18 protein-coding genes are annotated in these 24,120 nt (G+C 48.7%); 17 read left to right on the forward strand and 1 reads right to left on the reverse strand.

Features of this window, described 5'->3' with window-relative positions; all coding sequences use genetic code 11:
* Window positions 1-99: 99 nt before the first annotated feature.
* The 9 genes from metB (at window position 100) to argH (ending at window position 13,303) form a co-directional block, all read left to right on the forward strand.
* Complete coding sequence (gene metB, locus AC5SV9_RS14485; RefSeq protein WP_475151168.1) at window positions 100-1,359, forward strand: cystathionine gamma-synthase; 1,260 nt, start codon at window positions 100-102, stop codon at window positions 1,357-1,359.
* A gap of 6 nt (window positions 1,360-1,365) precedes the next feature.
* Entirely contained in the window at window positions 1,366-3,750 is a 2,385-nt protein-coding gene (gene metL, locus AC5SV9_RS14490) for a bifunctional aspartate kinase/homoserine dehydrogenase II (protein ID WP_475151167.1), read from the forward strand.
* Window positions 3,751-3,763: 13 nt separating this feature from the next.
* Complete coding sequence (gene metF, locus AC5SV9_RS14495) at window positions 3,764-4,663, forward strand: methylenetetrahydrofolate reductase (protein WP_475151164.1); 900 nt, start codon at window positions 3,764-3,766, stop codon at window positions 4,661-4,663.
* Window positions 4,664-4,882: 219 nt separating this feature from the next.
* Window positions 4,883-7,816 (forward strand): diguanylate cyclase, encoded by a 2,934-nt coding sequence (locus AC5SV9_RS14500; RefSeq protein ID WP_475151162.1) that lies wholly within the window; start codon window positions 4,883-4,885, stop codon window positions 7,814-7,816.
* Window positions 7,817-7,939: 123 nt separating this feature from the next.
* Window positions 7,940-8,980 carry an N-acetyl-gamma-glutamyl-phosphate reductase gene (argC, locus tag AC5SV9_RS14505; RefSeq protein WP_475151159.1) on the forward strand — a complete coding sequence of 347 codons (1,041 nt, stop codon included), beginning with the start codon at window positions 7,940-7,942 and terminating at the stop codon, window positions 8,978-8,980.
* Window positions 8,973-9,743, forward strand: coding sequence for an acetylglutamate kinase (gene argB, locus AC5SV9_RS14510; RefSeq protein WP_475151156.1), 771 nt, complete (start codon window positions 8,973-8,975; stop codon window positions 9,741-9,743). The genes argC and argB overlap by 8 nt, the downstream gene beginning before the upstream one ends.
* A gap of 45 nt (window positions 9,744-9,788) precedes the next feature.
* Window positions 9,789-10,703 (forward strand): ornithine carbamoyltransferase, encoded by a 915-nt coding sequence (locus AC5SV9_RS14515; protein WP_475151154.1) that lies wholly within the window; start codon window positions 9,789-9,791, stop codon window positions 10,701-10,703.
* Window positions 10,704-10,710: 7 nt separating this feature from the next.
* The gene (locus tag AC5SV9_RS14520; RefSeq protein ID WP_475151152.1) at window positions 10,711-11,919 is read left to right on the forward strand and encodes an argininosuccinate synthase; all 1,209 of its coding nucleotides are present in this window, start codon (window positions 10,711-10,713) and stop codon (window positions 11,917-11,919) included.
* Window positions 11,920-11,923: 4 nt separating this feature from the next.
* Window positions 11,924-13,303, forward strand: coding sequence for an argininosuccinate lyase (argH, locus tag AC5SV9_RS14525; RefSeq protein ID WP_475151149.1), 1,380 nt, complete (start codon window positions 11,924-11,926; stop codon window positions 13,301-13,303).
* 47 nt (window positions 13,304-13,350) lie between these two features.
* On the opposite strand, the gene AC5SV9_RS14530 is transcribed toward argH, so the two are convergent.
* Window positions 13,351-15,828 (reverse strand): penicillin-binding protein 1A, encoded by a 2,478-nt coding sequence (locus AC5SV9_RS14530; RefSeq protein WP_475151147.1) that lies wholly within the window; start codon window positions 15,826-15,828, stop codon window positions 13,351-13,353.
* 291 nt (window positions 15,829-16,119) lie between these two features.
* Between AC5SV9_RS14530 and AC5SV9_RS14535 the strand changes: the two genes are divergently transcribed.
* The 8 genes from AC5SV9_RS14535 (at window position 16,120) to AC5SV9_RS14570 (ending at window position 24,116) form a co-directional block, all read left to right on the forward strand.
* Window positions 16,120-17,199: a pilus assembly protein PilM gene (locus AC5SV9_RS14535; RefSeq protein ID WP_475151144.1), complete on the forward strand. Its 1,080-nt coding sequence runs from the start codon at window positions 16,120-16,122 to the stop codon at window positions 17,197-17,199.
* Window positions 17,187-17,783 carry a PilN domain-containing protein gene (locus tag AC5SV9_RS14540; RefSeq protein WP_134052022.1) on the forward strand — a complete coding sequence of 199 codons (597 nt, stop codon included), beginning with the start codon at window positions 17,187-17,189 and terminating at the stop codon, window positions 17,781-17,783. Before AC5SV9_RS14535 ends, AC5SV9_RS14540 begins: the two co-directional genes overlap by 13 nt.
* A complete protein-coding gene (locus AC5SV9_RS14545; protein WP_475151143.1) occupies window positions 17,780-18,379 on the forward strand; it encodes a type IV pilus inner membrane component PilO in 600 nt (199 codons plus the stop codon). Before AC5SV9_RS14540 ends, AC5SV9_RS14545 begins: the two co-directional genes overlap by 4 nt.
* Window positions 18,376-18,912, forward strand: coding sequence for a pilus assembly protein PilP (locus tag AC5SV9_RS14550; RefSeq protein ID WP_475151142.1), 537 nt, complete (start codon window positions 18,376-18,378; stop codon window positions 18,910-18,912). Before AC5SV9_RS14545 ends, AC5SV9_RS14550 begins: the two co-directional genes overlap by 4 nt.
* An 84-nt stretch (window positions 18,913-18,996) precedes the next feature.
* Window positions 18,997-21,000 carry a type IV pilus secretin PilQ gene (locus AC5SV9_RS14555; protein WP_475151141.1) on the forward strand — a complete coding sequence of 668 codons (2,004 nt, stop codon included), beginning with the start codon at window positions 18,997-18,999 and terminating at the stop codon, window positions 20,998-21,000.
* A 166-nt stretch (window positions 21,001-21,166) separates the two neighbouring features.
* The gene (gene aroK / locus AC5SV9_RS14560) at window positions 21,167-21,685 is read left to right on the forward strand and encodes a shikimate kinase AroK (RefSeq protein ID WP_134052014.1); all 519 of its coding nucleotides are present in this window, start codon (window positions 21,167-21,169) and stop codon (window positions 21,683-21,685) included.
* Window positions 21,686-21,709: 24 nt separating this feature from the next.
* Window positions 21,710-22,780, forward strand: coding sequence for a 3-dehydroquinate synthase (gene aroB, locus AC5SV9_RS14565; RefSeq protein ID WP_475151139.1), 1,071 nt, complete (start codon window positions 21,710-21,712; stop codon window positions 22,778-22,780).
* Window positions 22,767-24,116, forward strand: a complete 1,350-nt coding sequence (locus AC5SV9_RS14570) for an SPOR domain-containing protein (RefSeq protein ID WP_475151137.1) — start codon at window positions 22,767-22,769, stop codon at window positions 24,114-24,116. The genes aroB and AC5SV9_RS14570 overlap by 14 nt, the downstream gene beginning before the upstream one ends.
* The last annotated feature ends 4 nt before the right edge of the window (window positions 24,117-24,120 follow it).

Raw genomic sequence — 24,120 nt, forward strand, 5'->3', positions numbered from 1 at the left:
AGTGTGCAGTAAATAATCATTATAGACGGCTAAATGGTTTGACATCTTTATTTCTATCATTATACTTTTAGACGTCTAAACATCTAAATGAGGTTTCCCATGTCAAAGCGTCAAGCCGCGACCATTGCTGCCCGTGCCGGCATAGCCCAGGACACTGCTTTTAGCGCAGTGACGCCGCCACTGTATTTAACCTCAACTTATGAATTAAAAGCCTTTAAACAGCCGGGTCAATATGATTACTCGCGCTCAAATAACCCAACAAGGGATTTACTGGCCGAGACTATAGCTGAACTGGAAGGTGGGGCTAAGGCTATCGTCACCAGCACCGGCATGTCAGCCTGTTTACTGGCGCTGCAGTTGCTGACCCCGGAGGATACTTTGGTTATCCCGCATGATTGCTACGGCGGCAGTTACCGGCTATTTACTAATCTGGCGCAGCGCAAACACGCCTTCAAATTGGTTATTGTTAACTTTCAGCAGCCTGGCTGGGCAGAGCAAATCCGGGCGACAGGGGCAAAGATGATTTGGCTGGAAACGCCATCAAACCCTCTGTTGCAAATTACCGATATTAAAGCTGTCTGTGAACTGGCAAGAAGTTTAGCGGCGCTGGTGGTGGTCGATAACACGTTTTTATCGCCGCTGTTGCAGCAACCGCTGGCGTTAGGGGCTGATATTGTTGTGCATTCAACTACCAAGTATATCAACGGCCATAGTGACATTGTTGGTGGTGTGCTGGTATGCAAAGAGCTGAAACTGGCGGATGAATTTAAGTGGTGGGCAAATTGCCTGGGGATCACAGGTGCACCTTTTGACTGCTATATGACATTGCGCGGTTTACGAACGTTGGAGCCGCGTTTGCGTTTGCAGCAAGATAATACTGCCAAAATTGTGGCGTTTCTGCGCGAGCAGCCGCTGGTTGCCAGAGTGTATTATCCTGGGCTGCAAGATCATCCCGGTCATGCTATTGCTAAGTCTCAGCAAAGCGGTTTTGGTGCTATGTGCAGTTTCGACCTGGCTGCAGATGCCAGTGTGTTACCGGTATTCTTTTCTGCGTTGCGGCTGTTTACGCTGGCGCAGTCATTGGGCGGCATTGAAAGCCTGATATGTCATCCTGGTACTATGACACATGCATCTATGGACGCTGAAGCTCAGCAGACAGCGGGTATTGGCCCGACATTAATCCGGCTTTCTGTCGGGATTGAAAATATCGATGATTTGCTGGCTGATTTACAGCAGGCATTTAATGCGGTGGCCAGCGCTGTCGCGAACACAGCTAACCAGGCAGCGCCTGTCGCAGCAAACTCATCTAATGAACAACAGCAGTTCCGGCTTAATCCGGCACTCAGTGCTTTCTGGTAAAAAACGATGCTTAAAAATGCAACGCAAACGCAGCTAAATACTACGCAGGTTCATAAATTCGGCGGCAGCAGTTTGGCCAGTGCAGCCCGGTTTAGTGCGGTGGCTGATATTATTCAGCAACAGGGAACCGCGCAGCCGTTGTGGGTTGTTGTTTCTGCCCCTGGTGATACAACAGACGCTTTACTGCATATTATTGCCTGTGCGGATGATACTGTCTCACGTGATCAGGCACTTACTGCATTACAAAAACAGTTGCGGCAACTCATTACAGATGCCTTACCTGCTGCTGATGGCGCAGCGGTAAGCCTTAAGCTGAACCATTGGTTAGCCGAGATACCTGATGCGCTGACACAGAAACGCTTTAACGATGTACTGGCGATCGGCGAGCTGGTATCTGCCACGTTATTAAGTGCTGTTTTACAGCAACGGCAGCTTAGTGCTACTGCACTGGATGCTCGTGATTTTTTGCGTTTAAAGCAACATCAGCCAGACTTAACACAATCAACAGCTTTGCTGAGTACATTAACTTTGCCTGGGCGTATACATGTTGTGACCGGTTATATCGCCCGGGATGACAAAGGCCGCAGCATTACCCTCGGCCGCAATGGCAGCGATTATTCCGCGACCCTCGTTGGTGCTTTGGTTAACGCTGCTGAAGTGACTATCTGGACAGATGTGAAGGCTATTTACAGTGCCGATCCTCGTAAAGTGGCTTCAGCCATACCTTACCAACAGGTGAGTTGGCATCAGGCGTGTCAGTTAGCCCGGCTGGGCAATCCGGTTTTACATGCGCGAACGTTATCTCCCCTTAGCGGCACGCAAACAGCGTTAAGGGTTCGCAGTAGCTATGAGCCACAGCTATCAGGTTGTCGGGTAGTGCAACAACATGATGTTAAGCAGAGCTTTATCACTGAACTTAGTAATGTCACCTTGCTGACATTGCATTCCGATGTAGCATTCACTGCCGAACAACTGGCACTTGAACTGCAACAGCCGGTAATCGCATTGCCGCAGCAGGGAGATAATGTCTGTTGGCTGCTGCCTGCTGCATATGCTGAACAAGCACTTAGCTGTTTATCCGAAGCGGATGTTCATGCTGTGTGGGATACGCAGCGCTACTATGCTTTGGCATGGTTAAAGGGTTCAGAATCATTCGCGTCTGCCCAGACAGATAGCATCTTGCAGCCGCATGGCGTGCTGCATCGTTATGAAAATGACCAGCAAGTGATTTGGTTACTGGCACAACCGCTAAGCAGTGATGTATTGCAAAACGTACATCAGCAGCTGAGCAGCCATATCCCGGCATTGCAGATTGTGGTAGCCGGTACCGGCAATGTGGGCGCAGAGTTTCTCTCAATGCTGGCCGGGCAGAAAAGTCGCCTCAGCAACAAGGTAACATTGCAACTGGCTGGTGTACTAAATTCAAATCAGGCGTTGTTGGCAAGTAATCTGGACGTCAGTCAGTGGCAAACGCAGTTGGCGCAAAGTGACAGTTGGAGCCCGGAGCACTTGTCCGCCTATCTGGCTGCTTTATCAGAGCCAAAAGTGTTGATAGATATTACTCCGAGTCAGGACTTCGCCAGGTTGTATCCTGCTTTTATTGCTGCCGGCTGCGACATTATCAGTGCTAACAAACAGGGCGTTACTTTGCCTGAAGCAGAATACCAGCAAATCAGACAAGCCGGGCAGTTACACAACAAGCAATGGCTAACCAATACTACCTGTGGTGCCGGTATTCCGGTGCAACGTACTTTACAGGAACTGATTAGTGCCGGTGATAACATTACTGAAATCAGCGGTATTTTCTCCGGTACGCTGTCCTGGTTACTGTGTCAGTTTGATGGTAGCAAGCCATTTTCTGATTTCGTGCTGGATGCCCGTCAGGCTGGCCTGACAGAACCCGATCCGCGCGATGATTTATCCGGAAAAGATGTGCAGCGTAAATTGCTGGTGTTGGCCCGCGAGCTTGGTATTTCGCTGGAGCTGGATGATATCCGGCTGCAACCTTTACTGCCGGTAGGGCTTGAAAATGGCAGCTGGCAGGACTTTTGGGCCCGGCGCAGCTTACTCGATGCTGAGCTGGCACAGTTGCTAACCCAGGCTAAGGCAGGCGGCAAAGTGCTGCGCTATGTAGCTTGTTTATCGATCCGCAACGGCAGTGTCCGGGCGGATGTTTCGTTACAGCAGGTATCAGCCGGGCATGCACTGGCCGCTATCGCGCCTTGTGACAACGTTTTTGTTATCCGCTCTGACTGGTATAACGACAATCCGTTGGTGCTAAAAGGACCTGGAGCAGGCAAAGTCGTGACAGCCGGCGGTTTGCACACCGATCTTGCTGTGCTGGTTAATCAACTTACTGGCAAAACTAAGCTGCCAGCTGTACTGACGTAAAAAGAGAATGACTATGGCATTTGCAAATGCACAATATTTAGAAGCAATTAACCGCAACCTGCAAGATATCGATGGCAAGGTTAACGTCAGTTTCGAGTTTTTTCCGCCTAAGACCGCACAGATGGAACAAACATTGTGGCAGTCTATTGAGCGCTTAGCACCGTTAGCGCCGTCTTTTGTATCGGTAACCTATGGTGCAAACTCCGGTGAGCGGGATAGAACCCATGACATTATCAAATCAATAAAGCAGCGTACCGGCTTAATTGCCGCGCCGCATTTGACATGCGTCGATGCAACGAAAGAGGCTCTTACCGACATAGCCAAAGATTACTGGCAGAACGGTATCCGGCATATCGTAGCGCTACGTGGCGACTTGCCACCGGGCAATACCGAAAAGCCGGCGCTATATGCCGCGGATCTGGTAGAAATACTGCGCTCTGTCGCTGATTTTGATATCTCGGTGGCAGCTTACCCTGAAATACATCCGGAAGCGCCGAATGCCCAGTTCGATTTGCTTAACTTAAAGCGCAAGGTGGATGCCGGCGCGTCGCGTGCCATTACGCAATTTTTCTTCGATACAGAAAAGTTTTTACGTTATCGCGATCGCTGTGCGGCAATTGGCATTGATGTCGACATTATTCCGGGCATTTTACCCGTGACCAATTTTCAGCAGCTGCAGAAGTTTGCCGCATTGACCAATGTGGCGGTGCCGCAATGGATGCACAAAGCCTATGAAGGGTTAGAGAACGATGCGGCTACCCGAAACCTGGTGGGGGCTAATATTGCGATGGAAATGGTGAAAGTGTTGAGCCGGGAAGGAATAAGTCACTTTCATTTTTATACGTTAAACCGCAGTGAGTTAAGCTACGCTATCTGTCATTTGCTTGGTGTCAGGCCACAAATCGCCGTTTAAGGTTTATCAGAACAGTAAATGCCCGCTTTATTGCGGGCTTTTTTGTTAGCAAGGCGACTTTCGTCGACTTGGCGCTTAAACATATTTCGGGTAATCTGGGCAATGATATTGCTTTAGCAATTGCTTAATCAACAGGGATGCGTTGCAATGTTTGAAGTACCGGGACGCGGCTTTTATCTGCAGAATTACTCGAGCCTTGCGCTAAAGCGCAGGCAACTCATGGCAGTTCTTAATACATTTCTGTTACTGATCGCGTTTAGCAGCAGCGCCGGTCAAGCCAAACTCAGCCATTATTTCCAGGAAAGCTGGACAACCCGCGACGGCTTGCCTCACAACACCATCAATAGCATTACCCAAAGTAAAGATGGCTACTTGTGGCTCGGAACCTGGGAGGGGGCAGTCCGTTTTAATGGACGCAAGTTTGATGTGTTTGGCCGCGGCCCCCTTACGGGGCTGCCTGACTCTGGTATCCGGTATCTTGATACCGACAATGCAGGCAACGTGTTGCTTGCCGGTGCAAGAGGTGGCGTAAGTAAACGCACTGAAACCGGTTGGCTTAGCTGGCCGCCCTACAACGTGCTGTTAAATGCGATAACGGAAGATCAGCACGGCGCTTTATGGCTGGCCAGTGAAGGTCAGGGCTTGTTCCGGCAACAGGTGGATGGCAGTCGCCAGCAATATACTCAAGTGCAAGGTTTGGGCAGTGATGTCGTACATAGCCTTCTGCTTGATGAGCAAGGCCTGCTGTGGGTAGGAACCGGCCGCGGGTTATTTTGGCTGGATACAAATTTGGCAGAGCCTCAAATACATAAAGTTGCAGATTTGCCTGCTGTACCGGTATTCGTATTGCGCCAGTATGACGACAGCATGTTGATCGGCACAGAGCGCGGATTGTTTACTCTGAATCAGGGCGCGACCCGCCTTTTCTCTGCGGCTTTGGCAAATATGCCGGTATCGGCGCTACTGGTACAAAATAAATACGTCTGGATAGGTACCACCGATCGCGGGTTGCTGCGCTTTGGTGAACAGGGGCTTGAAACACTGAGCATGGCGGGTGGTTTACCCAATAACCGTATTTTGTCGTTGTTCCTCGATCGTGAAAAAAGCATTTGGGTTGGCACCAATGGTGGTCTGTTTCGTCTCAGAGACGCCCCTTTTGTTACCTACACCGCCGAAAATGGCCTGGCAGGGGATTATGTCAGGGCCGTGCTGGCGCACTCTGATAACACCTTATGGGTTGGCACTAGTCAAGGACTCACGGTACGTGATGAAACGGGTTTTACCACTCTGGACTTGACCGGATCAAGCAAAGGACAGTCTGTGCTGAGTCTGACAGAGGCTCAGGATGGGGCGGTCTGGATTGGGACTTATACGGATGGTGTGCTGCGCTACCAGAACGGTGTTGTAACGCACAAGTATGACCGTAACACGGGCTTGCTGGCGAACGAGGTGCGGGCAGTTTTACCTGAGACAGATGGCAGTCTCTGGGTAGGAACCGGGCAGGGCCTAAACTTCATCAGTGCCAGTGGAGTGCGTAGTTTCGCAAAAGAAGATGGCTTACCCACCCCTTTTGTTATGGCGCTGTATAAACACAGTGATGGCAGACTGTTTATCGGTACCGGCGGCGGTGTCGCAATAATGCAGCCTTCTGGCACGATCAGCGCGCTGGATTTTAGCGGACTGGACGGTGCTGAGTATGCTTTTGGCTTCGCCTCTGATCCGCTAAGCGATATTTTGTGGATGACAACAGATAGAGGGTTGGTGGCTTATCATCTTAACTCAGGACGGCTGCAAATCATCGGACGCGAAGCAGGCCTACCCTTTGATAAGGTGTTTCAGGCTGTGGTAGACCGCGATAATAACATCTGGCTTAGCAGCAATAGGGGCGTGATACGGCTGTTAAGGGCGAAAGTGGACCAATTTCTTGCCGGTGAGCGACCGACGGTGGATTACGAGTTGTTTGGCGAAAGTGATGGTATGCAAAGTGCCCAAACAAATGGTGGTTCGATGCAGGCTGCTACGTTGTCAGCCGATGGCAGCATTGTGTTCGCGACATCAAAAGGTGTCAGCGTTATAAAACCAGATGATTTAAAGCGTTTTGCTGTCAATGTTCCTCCTGTTGTCGTTGAAGGATTAAAAGTCGATGGCAGTCCGGTACCACTGCAGCAGGAAATACAACTGCCTGCGGGTACCCACAGGCTGGAGCTGCAGTTTGCCGGCCTCGGATTTATCATGCCGCAACGTATACAATACAGCACTAAGCTAAATGGCTTTGATGACAACTGGGTCGAACGGGGCAGTAACAATACAGCTGAGTATACCAATTTGCCTCCCGGGCACTACCGGTTTTCCGTAAGGGCTGCATATCCACAAGGCAGCTGGAGCGAACATGACGCCAGGTTTAGCTTTGTGATCCTGCCACACTTCTGGCAACGGGCAGATTTTTGGACTGTTGCTATTCTGGCCGTCATATTACTGACCGGGCTTTTAGTGCGCTGGCGCTTGCAGGCTCTGCGCAGGCGTGAACAAAGGTTGCTGTGGCAAGTGGCAGAAAAAACTGTAGAGTTGCAGCAGCAAACTGATCATCTGCGCGCTGTGGACAAACAACGTTCTGAACTAATGCTGCAAATTAAGCAGCAGGCCGAGGAGTTTGAACAGCAGGCACGATTGGATGCGTTAACGGGGTTAGCAAACCGCAGGGCTTTTGATGAAGCGCTGACAAGAGAATGTGCCCGCTCACGCAGAAGCGCCCAGCCTTTGTGTCTGGTGCTGCTGGACATCGATCACTTCAAGTTGGTAAATGATACTTTTAGCCATAGCATTGGTGATGAAATACTAAAAATGGTCGCCCGGGTAATATGCGGGCTTTGCCGGGCAAATGATACTGTTGCCCGGTGGGGAGGGGAAGAGTTTGCTATTTTGTTGCCAGACACCGACCTAAAAGCAGCGGCAGAGATTTGTGAACGGATAAGGCTGGCAGTCATGCAAATAGATTGCTCTGAGTTTTCCGCCGATTTACATATTACCGCCAGCATGGGCATTGCTTGCTACGCCGGTGAGGTTCATCACGATAAATTATTGTCGCGTTCCGATGCGGCTTTGTACTGTGCGAAGCAAGAAGGCCGAAACAGGATAAATATCACACAGCAATAAATTTCTGTATAAAAATTCACAAAAACAGAATAATAATTCTTGAAACTGCATGAGGGCCGTTCTACACTAGCGGCTGTTTCGTGCTATACCTATAGGTTATTTAGTTCCTGAGAGTCGTATTCAATGTTATCAACTGATAAATCTGTTTCTTTAGTTCGTAGTATCGTATTGGGCGCAGCAGGCTACAGCGGGGCTGAGCTGGCTGTGATATTGGCACGTAACCCTTATTTTCAGCTGGTCGGGGCTTATGCATCTGCAGGCCGCACCGCTGAGCCGTTTTCCGCGTTATATCCACGTTATAAGCAGCAGCTCGATATGTTGGTGCAGCCCTGGACTGATGAACTCGCACCAGGGTTAAAAGATAAAGTAGATGTTGCATTTCTGGCGTTACCACATGAGGCCAGTGAGGCGGTGACGCCATTATTGTTGGCGCAGAATATCGATGTTGTCGATTTATCCGGTGCCTTTCGCCTGAAGCAACCGCAGCTGTACCCTAAATATTATGGTTATGAACATCAGCACCCAGAATTGCTGGAAGAAGCCGTTTATTCATTGATGGAGTGGCAACACACGCCATTGCCGCGGTTGATTTCAGTACCAGGTTGTTACCCTACAGCATGTTCACTGGCATTGCTGCCGTTGATTAAAGCAGGCTTAATTGCAGACGGCTGTGTTCCGGTAATTAATGCTACCAGCGGTGTATCAGGCGCAGGCCGTAAAGCCGCACTTAACACCTCATTTTGCGAAGTTGGCTTAAATGCCTATGGTTTTTTTAAGCACCGTCACCGTCCGGAGATTGAACAGAACCTTGGACGCAAAGTTGTATTTACGCCACATCTGGGTAATTTTAAACGTGGCATTCTGGCCACCAGCGTGGTGACGCTAAAAGCGGGCGTTGACGCCGCTCAGGTGAATGCGGCCTTTAACGATGCTTATACCGGTAAACCTCTGGTCAGGCTGGTGTCGCACTCCCCGAATGTCGCAGACGTTGCCGGTACGCCATATTGTGATATTTACTGGCAGCAGGACGGTGAGCAATTAGTTGTTGTATCCGCAATTGATAACTTACTTAAAGGTGCCGCCGCCCAGGCGATGCAGGCCGCCAACGTGCGATTTGGTAAGCCTGAAACAGCAGGTTTATTCAGCGGGGTGGCACATGAATAAGACGCCACTGGTGTTAAAAATGGGTGGTCGCCTGTTGCAGGATGACACAGCACTGGATGCATTATTGGCAGTCTGCGCTGAACTTAAACAGCAGTATCCGTTGGTGCTGGTGCATGGCGGTGGTGATCAGGTTGATCAGTGGTTGGCAAAATTTGGGTTTCATACCGAGAAGCTCGACGGCCAGCGCGTGTCTCCGTCTGAACAAATGCCGGTTATTGCCGGGGCACTGGCCGGCGCAGTGAATGCACATATGGTGGCAAGAGCTTCATTACAGGCGTTGAACCCTGTTGGCCTGACTTTGTCGGCGGGTAACAGTTGTCGTTTTGAACTTAATACGAAGTTAGGTGCCGTTGGCGTAGCAAAACCACAGGATGGCACTTTACTACAAAGCCTGTTGCAGGAAGGGTTTACCCCGGTATTTTGCTCTATTGGTCATGGTGAAGAAGCGCAGTTACTTAACGTTAACGCTGATTTAGCCGCCGCTGCGATTTGCCAGTTGGTGCAAGGTCAGCTGGTGTTGTTAACAGATGTTCCTGGCATTCTCGATGGTTCAGGTAAGCTGATTAATGAACTAAATAGCGCCCAGGCTGCTGAATTAGTGCGGCAAGGCGTGATAAAAGGCGGTATGAAGGTAAAGCTTGATGCCGCTTTGGACACCGCGCAGGCGCTGCGACGAAGTATTACCGTAGCGGGCTGGCAACACCCGCAGGATTTGTTAAATCTGATGCGACAGCAAGCAGTAGGCACGCGCATCGTCTGTTAGTCCCTTAAACAAGGATGCCGCACTGGCGGCAGGTCGATCGAAAAAATGAGTAAACTGAAACAACTATTGAGTCTGGCTGAATTAAGCCCGGCAGCGTTAAATGATTTACTGAATTTAGCGCTGGATGTAAAACAACACCCGGAAAAATACACTCAGGCCCTAGCGGGTAAAAGTATTGCGCTGATTTTTGAGAAGCCATCACTTCGTACCCGTGTCAGTTTCGATGTTGGTATTTATAAACTGGGTGGGCACAGTGTTTATCTGGACCAACAAAATGGCGCCATGGGAAAACGCGAAACGGTTGCTGATTTTGGCCGTAATCTGGCCTGTTGGACTGACGCTATCGTCGCGCGGGTGTTTTCTCAGCAAACACTGGAACAACTTGCGCAAGCCAGCCATAAGCCGGTGATTAACGCGTTAAGCGATTTATATCATCCGTGTCAGGCGCTGGCCGACCTGCTGGCATTAAAAGAGCGCTTTGGTGAGTTAAATCAGGTGCATCTGGCCTATGTCGGTGATGGCAATAATGTATGCCACTCGTTAATGATTGGTGCTGCGCTTAGCGGTATGCGCATGACAGTGGTGACACCGCAGGGGTTCTCACCGGACGCACAAGTATTGCTGCAGGTACAGAAAATAGCGGCAACTACCGGTGCTGTGCTGGAACTTAGCCCGCACTTATCTGCCGCAGCCGGTGCAGATGCAATTTATACCGATACTTGGCTATCAATGGGCGATAAGGCTGATCCTGCCGAAATAGAACGTATATTCAAACCATACCAAATTAACACTGCCGTTATGCAGCGCCTAGCAGTGAGGTATTTTATGCATTGTTTACCCGCGCATCGTGAGCATGAAGTGACCAGTGAAGTGCTCGACAGTGACGCGTCTCTTGTTTTACTGCAGGCGGAAAACCGCATGCATGCCCAGAATGCCGTATTAATCAGTTTATTTGCGTGAGGATATCATGAGTATTAAAAAAGTTGTTTTAGCCTATTCCGGCGGTCTGGATACTTCGGCTATCGTGCCTTGGTTAAAAGATAACTATAACTGTGAAGTTATCGCCTTTGTTGCCAACGTTGGCCAGGGAGATGAAGAGCTGGCAGGTGTAGAAGAGAAGGCCATCAAGTCTGGCGCCAGCAGCTGTCATATCGTCGATTTACGCGAAGAGTTTGTCAAAGAGGTTATTTACCCGACATTAAAAACCGGTGCTGTGTATGAAGGCCAGTATTTACTGGGTACCTCAATGGCGCGTCCTGTTATAGCTCGTGCTCAGGTAAAGCTGGCGCTGGAATTAGGTGCTGATGCGCTGTGTCATGGCTGTACTGGTAAGGGTAATGATCAGGTACGGTTCGAAGGGGCTTTTGCTGCTTTGGCTCCGCAGCTGAAAGTGATTGCACCTTGGCGTGAGTGGCAATTTAACTCCCGTCAGTCACTGCTTAACTATCTGGCAGAAAAGAACGTGCCCACTACAGCATCTGCTACCAAGATCTACAGCCGAGATGCGAACCTGTGGCATATTTCGCACGAAGGTGGCGAGTTGGAAAACCCATGGTGCGAGCCATCTGAACAGGTTTGGATGTGGACTAAATCACCAGAGCAGGCACCGGATCACGCGGCCTATGTTGAACTGAGTTTTGTTAAAGGTGAACTGACTCAAATCAATGGCAATGCCATTGCGCCTGTCGCTGCTATTGAGCTGCTGAATGAGATTGGCTCGGAGCATGGCGTCGGCCGTATTGATATCGTCGAAAACCGTCTGGTTGGCATGAAATCACGCGGTTGTTATGAAACACCCGGTGGCACTATCCTGATGGCAGCATTAAAAGGGCTGGAAGCGTTGGTATATGACCGCACTTCTTTGAAATACCGTGAAGAAGTTGGTCTGGAGTTTGCCCAGCTGGTCTATGACGGCCGCTGGTTCACACCGCTGAAAGACGCGTTACTGGCAGCCGCCACCTCGTTAGCAGAACAGCTGACCGGTGATGTAGTGATCAAGCTGTATAAAGGCAATGTGGCTGTAGCTAAACGCCGCTCTCCTAACTCACTGTACTCAGAGGCCTTTGCGACTTTTGAAGGTGATGAGGTGTATAACCAGAAAGATGCAGCAGGCTTTATCCGGTTGTACAGTCTGGCCAGCCGGATCCGCGCGCTACACCAGCAACAAAAGGATTAATGTTATGGCGATGTGGGGCGGACGTTTTCAGGAAGCAACACTGGCTGAGTTTCGTGATTTTAACGACTCACTTAGCTTTGACTATCTGTTGGCGCAGCAGGATATTCAGGCATCGCGTGCCTGGGCGCAGCAACTGGCACAGGCCGGCATCATCTCTCAGAGTGAAGCTGACCAGCTGGATTCGGCGCTGGCTGATTTAGCGGTTGCAATAGATGCTGATCCTAAACTACCGCTGCAAACCAGCGAAGAAGACATTCACAGCTGGGTTGAGGCTCAGCTGACAGCCAAGCTCGGGGCGGTTGCCAAGAAATTGCATACCGGGCGTAGCCGTAATGACCTGGTTGCAACAGATTTACGCTTATGGAGCAAGCTGAATGCACAAACCGTGCGTCAGTCATTGCTTGGCGCTATTGCTGCGTTACTGAGTTTTGCCGAACGTGCCGGCACTGATGTCATGCCGGGTTATACCCACCTGCAGCGGGCGCAGCCAGTGCTGGTTGCGCACTGGGCATTGGCGTATGTCGAAATGTTCAAGCGCGATGTGAGCCGGCTGGACGACGCGCTAGCACGTATGGATGTTTGTCCATTGGGGTGTGGTGCTTTAGCCGGTACAGGTGTTGCGGTTGACCGTGTGGCGTTAGCGCAGAGTTTGGGGTTTGCCAGCGCGGCATTAAACAGCCTGGATGCGGTGTCTGACCGCGACTATGTAGTAGAGTTATCGGCTGCGGCCAGTATCTGCATGACGCATTTATCACGCTTATCTGAAGATGTGATTTTTTTCTGCTCAGGCGAGGCGGGCTTTTTTAAACTCGGCGATGCAATAAGCTCCGGCTCGTCGCTGATGCCGCAGAAGAAGAACCCGGATGTGTTCGAACTGCTGCGCGGTAAAACCGGTCGTGTACTGGGCCATCTGGTTGCTATTTTACATGTACTGAAAGGCTTACCCTTAGCTTACAACAAGGACATGCAGGAAGATAAGCAAGGCTTTTTCGACCTGATGCTAACCTGGCAGAAATCATTATTGGTGCTTGCGACTGTACTGCCGCATTTGAGTATTAATGCTCAGCAGTGCCGTCAGGCCGCCGAACTGGGCTACAGCAATGCAACCGATCTGGCAGACTATCTGGTGAGCAAGGGCATGCCATTTCGTGATGCGCATGAAGTGGTAGGTGAGTTGGTGGTGTATGCGGCAAAACAACAGCAGGCACTCGAAGCCTTAACGCTTGATGAGTTTACACAGTTTAGCTCGCTAATCAGCGAAGATGTTTACCCGGCGTTACAACTTGATGCGGGTTTACTGAAGCGTGCCGCACTTGGTGGTACCGCACCACAACAGGTTCTGTCTGCGTTGCAGCAGGCTAAACAGTGGTTCGAATCTGTTTAAACAATGAGTATGCTTAAACAAAAAAGCCCGCTAAGCGGGCTTTTTTATCAGAATAATTCGACTTCCTGTTGTTTCTCTTCAGGCTTTTTTTCCTGAGCTTTGTCGAAACTTATCTGCTGAACATCAGTGCCAGCATATTGTGTGGGCTCAGTGCCTGGCTTGAAGTATTCAAAGGTGCTGGTGTAATCAGTACGGCGGCTGAGTAAACCACTTTGTAAATCAATCCGCACCGATGCCAGACCAACGGGTGGTGGCACTGGCTGTTCCGGTATATTCTCTAGCGCTGTCTGCATATAATCAAGCCACGCCGGTAAAGCGGTGCGGGCACCGGATTCAGCACCGGCACTTTGTTGCTGACCCATATTAGCATGCCACTGAGCGCGGCCAAGGCTGCGGTTAGCATCATCAAAACCAACCCAGACAGTTACGGCCAAATCAGGTGTAAAGCCGGAAAACCAGGTATCTTTTGAATCGTTAGTTGTACCGGTTTTTGCCGACAGATCGCGTCGTTTCAGTTTTTGCAGACGCCATGCAGTGCCGTTCCAGCCGGTGCCATGCTGCCAGCTGCCTCCACCCCAAACACTGCTTTTAAGGGCATCAGCAATCAGAAAACTATTTTGCTGTGAGATCACCCGTTCAGCCTGGCGCGGTTCGGCTTGGGTTAACGAAATATTATTCTCAGAAGCTGATTTATCCTGTGCCAGCTCATTAAACAGCTGCCCCAGCTGGGCTTCTGCGTCTTCGGCAACGGGTTCAGCTGCTTTTGGCTCAGAAGCCATACAATCCTGGCATACTGTTGCCGGATTATGCTGATACAGGACATTTTGCTCGTCATCGACGACTTTATCTATCACATATGGTGTCACCAGAAAACCACCGTTAGCAAAAGTGGCATAGCCTGTTACCAATTCCAGTGGGGTCAGTGATGCAGACCCTAAAGCTAAGGTTTCATTGCGTGGCAAATCGCTGGCAGCAAAACCAAAGCGCTGAAGATGCTGAATAGTATTGTCAATACCGACTCCGCGCAATAATCTGATAGACACTACGTTTTTAGATTTAGCCAGCGCCTCTCTGATGCGAATTGGACCATCGTAAACAGCGGGCGAATTCTTTGGCCGCCAGGCAATACCGGCGTTGTCGTCCCATTGATGGATGGGAGCATCGTTCATTATTGAAGCGAGGGTGTAGCCGTTTTCCAGTGCCGCTGAGTAAACAAAGGGTTTTATGTTAGATCCAACCTGACGTTTTGCCTGGGTAACCCGGTTAAACTGGCTCTGACTGAAGCTGTATCCACCTACCAGCGAGCGCAGTGCGCCATTATGTGGATCGATAGCAACAATGGCACTGCTGGCTTCAGGTATCTGGGACAGGCGCCAGTCATCATTGTGCTTACGGACCAGTACATGCATGCCGGGTGCTACAATGGCAAATGCTGCTTTAGGTGCCGTACCCTGACGTTCGTCATTGATAAAACGCCGCGCCCACTTGAGGCCTTCCCAGTTCAGTGTTATTTCCTGGCCACCTGCCATCAGTAAGGTGGCACTTTGCGCTTGAACAGCCGTGACAACAGCCGGACGCAAATCTTCCAGGCTGCTTTGTGTATCCAGATACGCGAGTATCTCTTCACGTGACAGGGGATCTGTTTCGTTAAACCGCGGTTCTGCGTCTTCAGCTTCGTTGAGCTGTGCCTGCCACAATTGTGCGACTGGTCCTCGGTAGCCGTGGCGTTCATCATAGTCGTACAGGTTTTGCTGTAACGCCAGCTTTGCGGCAGCCTGCTGCTTACTGTTGATTGTGGTATATACTTTCAGCCCGGCTGAATAGGCTGTTTCTTCACCAAACTGGTTAACGACTTCCTGCCGCACCATTTCAGCGATATAGGGCGCAGATGCGGTTATCTGAGCACCGTGTAACCGGCTGGTAACAGGCGCCTCGATAGCCTGCTGATAAGCCGCTTTATCAATAACGCCTATATCCAGCATACGGCCAAGTACGACATTGCGTCGGGCGCGGGCGTTGCTTGCTGAACGAACAGGATTGAGTGTCGATGGGGCCTTAGGTAAACCGGCTATAATGGCTATTTCGTCGACTGTCAGGTCATGAACCGTTTTGCCAAAGTAAACCTGAGCTGCGGCACCAACACCGAAAGAGCGTTGCCCCAATTCGATTTTATTTAGATAAAGTTCGAGGATCTGATCTTTCGTTAACAGCTGCTCAATATGAATTGCTAGAAATATTTCTTTGATTTTTCTTACAATTTTTTTCTCACGGCTTAAAAAGAAATTACGGGCCAGCTGCTGCGTAATGGTGCTGGCACCCTGACTGAAATCGCCTGATGAGGCTACGACCGTCATCGCCCGGAAAATACCAATAATATCGATGCCGGGGTGTTCATAAAATCTAGTATCTTCAACAGCTAAAAATGCCTGAACTAATAAAGGAGGCATTTCTTCCAATTTGAGAGGGATACGGCGTTTTTCACCAAACTGAGAAATAAGTTCTCCATCAGCGGTAAAAACCTGCATTGGCGTCTGCAATCTGACATCCAGTAAGGTTGTAACGTCTGGGAGATCATCTTTCAGGTAAAAATAGATCCCAGAGATCGTTACTACACCAAGAAGGATCATGGATAGACAGAGTATTAAAAGTTTTTTAACCCAAGACACTGAATAACCCCAATTTTTACTCCCAATTCCTTTACAACGCTGCTAGTATATATTTATTAGCTTTAGATTAAACGCTTTTTCTTGCCAAAAATTAGCGACTAAGCTATCAATGAGACAATAATCATAACTATAAAATGGCCGCAGGAAGCTATGATAAATCGCCTGTTCAGTAAACAAACACCGATGATGGTGGGGATCGATGTCGGTGCACACTCTGTGAAGGCTGTATTACTCAGTCAGCACAGCGGCGTATGCAAAGTTGAAGCATTCGCTGTAGAGCCCATGGTCAAGGGAGCAATGTCAGATCGTGAGATCCAGGACATTGAAGCCGTTGGTAATGTGCTCAGTAAGATCCGTAAGAAGATCCCCCGCTCAGTTAAATTCGCCGCCGCTGCTGTTTCCGGATCTACCGTGATCAGCAAAGTCATTTTCATGGATGTGTCCTTAACCGATGCTGAACTTGAAAGTCAGATTGAAGTTGAAGCAGATACGCTGATACCGTATCCGCTGAACGAAGTCAGTCTCGATTTTGAAAAGCTTGATGTTAACGATGCAGATCCCTCAAAAGTAAATGTATTACTCAGTGCAGCCCGCACTGAAAGTATAGAAGCCAGAGTTGCATCGCTGGATAACGGTGGTTTTACGGCCAAGGTCGTTGACATTGAAAGCTATGCGTTAAGCCGTGCAGCCGAGCTATGCCTTAAACAGTTACCAGATGATGCAGCAAATAAAGTCGTAGCGATGGTTGATATCGGTGCTACGATGACTCTGCTTAGTATCATCGAAAATGGTAAGACCCTCTACACACGTGACCAGGTGTTTGGTGGCGATCAATATACCCGCAGCATTCTGTCTTATTACAACAAGAGTTATGAAGAAGCGGAGTTAGCTAAGGTAAATGGTGATTTACCGCCTAACTATACCTTTGAAGTATTGGCGCCTTTTCAGACGATGCTGTTACAACAGGTTCGCCGTGGTATTCAGATGTATCTAACCAGTAGCGGTAGAGACGCTGTTGATTATCTGGTTATTTCCGGCGGCACTGCACTAATTGAAGGTATTGATAAACTACTGATTGACGAGTTGGGTATCCATACTGTTGTTGCCAATCCTTTCAAGTCGATGGAGGTGGCTACGTCGGTTGATCGTGAGCAACTCAATCGCCACGCTTCACAGTTGATGGTTGCCAGTGGTTTGGCGTTAAGGAGTTTTTCGTCATGGCATATATAAACCTACTGCCGTGGCGTGATGCTGCGCGCAAAGAACGGCAGAAACAATACCTGACAATACTCACCGCCACGGCTGTGCTGAGTTTTTTACTGGTTTTTCTGGTGAATATGGTATATAGCGCCCGTGTTGAAGGGCAGCTACAGCGTAATAACTTTCTGCAAAACGAGATCAAAATTCTCGATCAGCGTATTGCTGAGATACGCACGCTAAATGATACGAAAAAGAGTCTGCAACAGCGCATGGCGCTGATTTCTCAGTTACAAGGCAGCCGGAATCTGGGTACTCAGATAATGGACGAAATTGCCAGCGCTGTACCGGCCGGTGTGTATCTGACTCAATTAGAGAAAAAAGGTACTTCTTTGCTGTTAATCGGTAAGAGTGAATCGAATAACCGTTTGTCGAATATGCTGAGGGAAGCGGAAGAGTCTGAACTGTTATCAGAGCCTTATCTTGAGTTTATTGAAGCAGGTAAAGATTCTGTCAGTTTACTCAGTAATTTTAAAATGCACCTGACTGTTAAAGGCTATGAGGCTGTGCAGGGAGCTGATACTCCGGCTAAACCTGCAAACGGAGGTGCAAAATGAGTTTGAATATTAATTTGTCCGAGATCGATATTAATGATCTCGACCTCGAGAATATGGGGTCTTGGCCGGCGGGCGCAAAGATTATATTCGCAGTTATTCTGGCGATTTTGGTTTCTGTTTTAAGCTATTTTATGCTGGTCGATAGCAAAATTGATGAGCTGACTGTGGCCGAAAGTAAAGAAGTTGAGTTGCGCCAGGTGTATCGCACTAAGTATGCCCAGGCAGTAAATCTGGATTTGTATAAACAGCAAATGGTCGAAATGGAGCAGACGTTCTCATTTTTACTGAAACAGCTGCCAACAACCCATGAAACCCCGGGATTACTGGATGATATTACCTATGTTGGTACAACCAGCGGTTTAACTTTCATCCGTATCAACTGGGAGCCAGAGATTGAGAAGGAGTTTTATACCGAGCTGCCAATAAAAATTGAGGTAATTGGTGATTATCACCAGTTCGGTAATTTTGTTAGTGAGGTAGCCAAACTTCCACGTATTGTTAGTTTGCACGATTTTTCTATTACAACCGAAAAAGATGAACGTCTTCGTTTCAATGTTGTGGCCAAAACCTACCGCTACAAGGAGGTTCAGCCATGAACAGGCGTTTAACTGTAATTGCACTGACGTTGATGTTGACCGGTTGTTTTAACGATATAAGTGATGTGCAGAATTACATCGCTGAGGTCAAAGCGAACACCAAAGCTCGCGTAGAGCCTTTACCCGAAGTTCAGGAGTTTGAGCATATACCTTATCGCTCTCAGGATGCCCGCAGCCCATTTTCAGCTCCGCGGCCAGAAGCGATACAGGATAAATTTTTACAGGTGCAGGATTGTTTACACCCTGATCCTCGTCGCAGGAAGGAACCGCTGGAAAAGTACGCCGTTGATAATTTAAAGATGCGCGGTACTTTGGGCGATATAGGTAATATCTGGGCATTGATAGAAGCATCAGATAAAACATTGCACAGAGTAACGCTGAATAATCACGTTGGGTTATTTCATGGCCGTGTTATTAACGTAGAGCCGACTCATATAGAGTTACTTGAGTTAATTCCGGACGGCGCGGGTTGCTGGAAAGAGCGGACGACAATGTTGCAGATGGCCGATGCGTCTTCTGCTGCAAGTAATTGATAGGTATGCGAGTAAATCATGGATAAAATAATCAAAATAATGTCTGGCACAATCCAGCGCACAGTACTGTGCTTTGCAGCCTTAATGCTATATTCAATACCTGCGTCAGCAGTACCACTGTTATACGATGTGCGGTATAACCCGTTATTAACTGGTGAGACAGAAATAGAGTTCATCTTTGATGAAGAGCTGTATGCTGACCCGAGCATTCAGGTGTTTAATGAACCTGCAAGGATTGAGCTGTTCTTTAACGAATCTGATTATGAAGAAAAGCTGAGCGAGGTTCTGATCGATAAATCCGGTGTAAAACGAGTGACTTCAGAGTTTGAAGGTGATGGTTTTAAAACTGTGATCTATCTGGATTATCTGAAAATTTACCGTACCCGGGTTCGTGGTAACGTGTTTTACATCCACATATCAGATAACCCCACGTCTGATGCGGTAGGCCAAGCCGCAGACGTTAAACCGACTTACATCAACCGTGTCAACGCGATAGATTTCCGTCGTGGAGATAAAGGTGAAGGCAGGGTGCTGGTGTTTCTGCGCGACAATACCGCAGCGGTTGACGTGAGCGAGCGTTTAGGCAAGCTAGAAGTTGAGTTTCACAATACAGACATTTTGGATGAGTTATTGTATCAGCTTGATGTTGTTGATTTCGGTACCGTTGTTAAGGGAATTGAAACCTTTAAAGAAGGGGCTTCAACCAGGCTTGTGATAGACACAACAGCTGAATTCACTTTTACCTATCAGCAAATTGATAATATTTTCACGCTGAATGTAGAACGCGACACCACAAACCGCAGCATTTTGGGCGGTGGTAAAGAGTATAAAGGCCGCGCGATATCGCTGAACTTTCAGGATATCCCTGTCAGGACAGTGTTGCAGATTATCGCCGACTACAATGGTTTTAATCTGGTGACCAGTGATTCGGTAACCGGGAACATTACTCTGCGGTTAGACGGTACGCCTTGGGACCAGGCACTTGACATTGTTCTACGCGTCAAAGGTCTGGACAAGCGGATGGAAGGCAATATCCTGATGGTTGCGCCGACAGATGAACTGGCAGCCAGAGAAGCCCGGGAATTGGAAGCAAAGCAAACAGTTGCTGACCTGGAGCCGCTGTATTCAGACTTCCTGGCGGTGAATTATGCTAAAGCAGCCGATATTACCAAACTGCTGAGCAATAAAGATGCAACTTTGCTGTCATCACGTGGCTCAGTTAACGTAGACGACCGTACCAATACTATTTTGATAAAAGATACTGCGGCGAATATTGAGAACGTCCGTAAACTGATTGAAAGACTTGATATTCCGGTACGTCAGGTGCTAATAGAATCGCGCATGGTTACCGTACGTGACAGTGTTGCGGATGAATTAGGCATTCGGTGGGGCTTTAGTGATCAGCAAAGTAGCGGTAGCTCTAATCAGGGGACATCTGGTACCGCGGGCGGCGCCAATACTATTGCTAATGGCTCAATACCATCTTTGGATGATCGCTGGAATGTTAATTTGCCAACCACAAGTGCTGCGGCAGGTAGCATCGCCTTTCACATAGCCCGTTTAGCCGATGGTACCTTGCTGGATTTAGAGCTGTCAGCATTGGAGCAAGAGAATAAAGGTGAGATTATTGCCAGCCCGCGTATTACCACCGCTAACCAAAAAGAAGCCCGTATCGAGCAAGGTGTTGAGATACCTTATGTTCAGGCGGCATCCAGCGGTGCAACAACTGTTGAGTTTAAAAAAGCTGTACTGAGCCTGACGGTAACGCCACAGATCACACCTGACAACAAGATTATTCTGGACTTGGTGATTACTCAGAACACCAAAGGCGAAACGGTACAAACCCCTACGGGGCCCGCTACAGCAATTGATACCCAACAGATCCAAACTCAGGTTCTGGTTGATAATGGTGAAACCATAGTGCTTGGTGGTATTTACCAGCAGCAGATACTATCGACAGTGACTAAAGTACCTTTCTTTGGCGATATCCCCTATGTTGGAACGCTATTCAGAACTACCCGTGATGTGAATGAAAAGAATGAATTATTAATTTTTGTCACACCGAGAATTATTTCTGACGGGCTTTAACATCTATGGCAGTGGTTGCTGCGTTCGCTGCAGCAACCACTGGTTCAGAATTAGCTTGCCAACAAAAGGCTATTCCTGACATAATTCAGCGCTTCAAATTTTCGTGGGAGCCTTTTGGTCCTTGAATTTAACTTTTCACTGAGTTAGCTGATTAGTAATACAACTTATGGCAGAAAAACGTAATATCTTCCTCGTCGGCCCCATGGGTGCTGGTAAAAGCACAATAGGCCGGCACTTAGCAGACATGCTTCACCTTGAATTCTACGATTCAGATCAGGAAATTGAACGCCGCACTGGTGCAGATATAGCGTGGGTGTTTGATTTGGAAGGTGAAGAAGGCTTTCGCGTACGTGAAGAAAATGTCATCCAGGATCTGACAGAGTTGCAAGGTATCGTGCTCGCAACAGGCGGTGGTTCTGTTTTGAGCAAGGAAACCAGAAATCGTCTGTCTGCCAGAGGTATAGTGGTTTACCTGGAAACACCGATAGAAAAACAGGTAGCACGTACACAGCGCGATAAAAGACGCCCTTTGCTGCAGACTGAAGAAGCACCGAAAGAAGTACTGGAAAGATTGGCTGCAGAGCGTAACCCACTGTATGCTGAGATAGCTGATTTTACTGTGCGCACTGATGAGCAGAGTGCACGTGCTGTAGCCAGCCAAATTATCGACCAACTGGGTTTTTGATTTTATTTCGACAGGGGGCTGCTGATGCAAAAAGTTGAAGTACAACTTGGCGAACGCAGCTATACCATCTCTATAGATGACAACTTTCTTGGCCTTGACCCTGCGTTGGCAGCAAAGCAGCAAGTTGTCATTATTTCTAACCCAACAGTCGCTCCTCTTTATTTATCAAAGGTTGAGGCGTTGTTTCACTCAGCTTCTGTACAACACTTTCTGCTGCCCGATGGTGAAGCATACAAAACACTAAGTTCTTTTGAACAAGTATTAGGTTTTCTGCTAGAGCAGCGGATGTCACGTGATGTACTGCTGGTCGCCCTTGGTGGCGGTGTAATCGGTGATCTGACCGGCTTTGTTGCTGCTTGTTATCAGCGAGGCGTAGCGTTTCTACAAATCCCAACGACATTGTTGTCTCAGGTTGACTCTTCAGTAGGTGGCAAAACGGCGGTGAACCACCCGCTTGGCAAAAACATGATTGGTGCCTTCAAGCAGCCGGCACAGGTGCTGATTAATACAGCAGCTTTGTCGACGCTGCCACCGCGCGAGTTTGCAGCAGGCATGGCAGAAGTCATTAAGTACGCCCTTATCAGTGACGCAGCCTTTTTTGACTGGCTTGAACAACATCAGAAAGATATCGTCGGGTTGAACCCTGAGACGCTGGCACAGATGATACAGCATTGCTGCCAGATGAAGGCTGATATCGTCAGTCGGGATGAGACTGAGCAGGGTGATAGGGCGCTGCTTAATCTCGGGCATACTTTCGGCCATGCTATCGAAGCATGGCTGGGCTACGGTGAATGGCTACATGGAGAGGCCGTATCGGCAGGTATGGTGATGGCTGCAAAATTGGCATTATCCCGTGATTCCATTAATGAGCAGCAGCTGCAGAAAATCTGTGCTTTGTTAACTGCATTTGATTTACCGATAGCGCCACCTGCCAATATGAAAATTGATGATTTTATGCCTTTTATGAAGACAGACAAAAAGGTACGTAACGGCAGTATGCGATTCGTGTTGCCGACGGCTTTCGGTAGCACGGCGGTAGTAGATGATGTATCTGAAGCTGAACTAATAAGGGTGTTTGCCGATGGATATAACTGATTTACAGGCTCGTCTGGCGCAATTGGATCATTTATTACCGTCACAGCGTGAATGGTTGGACAGGCTGCTGTTCCAGTTGGCGTTTAATGATAATCAGCAGATCAATATACTGGGGGCTTCCGGCAGTGGAAAGTCAACCTTAGCACTTGCTATCGCCGAGCTACTGTCTGGGCAGTACAACATTGCTTTACTTGATGCCTCGGTTAACACAGCTTCAGTAATTCAGCAGCTAATGCAGCAGTGGTTTGGGCAGCCTGGTGATGCTTCGATCCCTATCACTGAGCAAGTTGCTCTTACTGAAGATCAATCGCCACTGGCCGTGATCATCGACGATGCAGAGCGTTTCCCGCCAGAGCTTATTCAGCAGTTAAGTTCATTACCAAGCCTGGTGCTGTGTTTCTCAGCCCAGAGTTTAGATGCAGCCGGGCTGACGTTAACATTGAATCGTATAACCACAGATGATGCTGAGCAGTTGCTGCGCCATGACGCCTTAAACAGCATTGAAATAACCGAGCGCCTGGCAAGGGCTGACGGTAATATGCATCAGCTGCTACAGCCAGTCGAAATTGAGCACCGAGATGAAACAACGGATGTTGTGGCTGAAAAGCATACAGCGCTTAAAAAGCCGGTTCTTTTGGCATCGTCAATTGCCGTGTTGCTGGTGTTGCTGGTAATTGTTTTCTGGCCATCACAGAGACAACCTGAGTCGCCGGTACGTATGCCGGTAGAACGTGCGCCGGCTCCAGCATTACCGGTTGAACTTCCCGATTCAGAAGCGAATATTGAACGTACTGCTATAGATAGCACAATTAACCCTGACACAGAGCAAGCTGAAGCTGAAGTTTCTGCTGAAACTACCACTGAGCAGGGCTCTGATTTAGGAACGCCAGCGTTGCAGGAGCCTGTGGTTGATACTACACAGAACCAGACTGCGGGCACAGCGATAGCGTCAGCAGAAACAGTCTCTTCGCCAGAAGTACCTGACACAGAGGGTTCTGACAGCACGACATTTGCGTACGATGAAGATACATTGTTGTCGTTACAAAAGTCGGAAGTTGCAGTTCAATTAGCTGTGCTGTCCAGTGATGCGGCATTAGCTCGCTTTAAACGTGCATACCCTACGCTTGAAACATTAAGCTACCAGCGTAGCTGGCAAGGTAAGATGCAGCTTGTCCTGGTATTAGCCCCGTTTGATAATGCCTCGGAAGCCAAGGCTAAAATGTCGGAGTTGCCTGCTGCACTGCGTGCATCGGGTCCTTTTACAAAAACAATTAAAGCCATTCAAAGTGAAATTAACGCCAGGCAGTTAAGTTTGCAATCAGGCCAACAGGATTGATTGC

It is taken from the genome of Rheinheimera sp. ATLC3 (genome assembly GCF_059429535.1).

Bases quoted from the DNA above. Each gene is read 5' to 3' on its own strand.
- aroK (WP_134052014.1), top strand. From the start codon at position 21,167: ATGGCAGAAAAACGTAATATCTTCCTCGTCGGCCCCATGGGTGCTGGT.
- AC5SV9_RS14535 (WP_475151144.1), top strand. From the start codon at position 16,120: ATGATAAATCGCCTGTTCAGTAAACAAACACCGATGATGGTGGGGATC.
- AC5SV9_RS14555 (WP_475151141.1), top strand. From the start codon at position 18,997: ATGCTATATTCAATACCTGCGTCAGCAGTACCACTGTTATACGATGTG.
- AC5SV9_RS14520 (WP_475151152.1), top strand. From the start codon at position 10,711: ATGAGTATTAAAAAAGTTGTTTTAGCCTATTCCGGCGGTCTGGATACT.
- AC5SV9_RS14540 (WP_134052022.1), top strand. From the start codon at position 17,187: ATGGCATATATAAACCTACTGCCGTGGCGTGATGCTGCGCGCAAAGAA.
- argB (WP_475151156.1), top strand. From the start codon at position 8,973: ATGAATAAGACGCCACTGGTGTTAAAAATGGGTGGTCGCCTGTTGCAG.
- argC (WP_475151159.1), top strand. From the start codon at position 7,940: ATGTTATCAACTGATAAATCTGTTTCTTTAGTTCGTAGTATCGTATTG.
- metL (WP_475151167.1), top strand. From the start codon at position 1,366: ATGCTTAAAAATGCAACGCAAACGCAGCTAAATACTACGCAGGTTCAT.
- AC5SV9_RS14515 (WP_475151154.1), top strand. From the start codon at position 9,789: ATGAGTAAACTGAAACAACTATTGAGTCTGGCTGAATTAAGCCCGGCA.
- AC5SV9_RS14570 (WP_475151137.1), top strand. From the start codon at position 22,767: ATGGATATAACTGATTTACAGGCTCGTCTGGCGCAATTGGATCATTTA.
- metB (WP_475151168.1), top strand. From the start codon at position 100: ATGTCAAAGCGTCAAGCCGCGACCATTGCTGCCCGTGCCGGCATAGCC.
- AC5SV9_RS14550 (WP_475151142.1), top strand. From the start codon at position 18,376: ATGAACAGGCGTTTAACTGTAATTGCACTGACGTTGATGTTGACCGGT.
- metF (WP_475151164.1), top strand. From the start codon at position 3,764: ATGGCATTTGCAAATGCACAATATTTAGAAGCAATTAACCGCAACCTG.
- aroB (WP_475151139.1), top strand. From the start codon at position 21,710: ATGCAAAAAGTTGAAGTACAACTTGGCGAACGCAGCTATACCATCTCT.
- AC5SV9_RS14545 (WP_475151143.1), top strand. From the start codon at position 17,780: ATGAGTTTGAATATTAATTTGTCCGAGATCGATATTAATGATCTCGAC.
- argH (WP_475151149.1), top strand. From the start codon at position 11,924: ATGGCGATGTGGGGCGGACGTTTTCAGGAAGCAACACTGGCTGAGTTT.
- AC5SV9_RS14530 (WP_475151147.1), bottom strand. From the start codon at position 15,828: ATGCAGGTTTTTACCGCTGATGGAGAACTTATTTCTCAGTTTGGTGAA.
- AC5SV9_RS14500 (WP_475151162.1), top strand. From the start codon at position 4,883: ATGGCAGTTCTTAATACATTTCTGTTACTGATCGCGTTTAGCAGCAGC.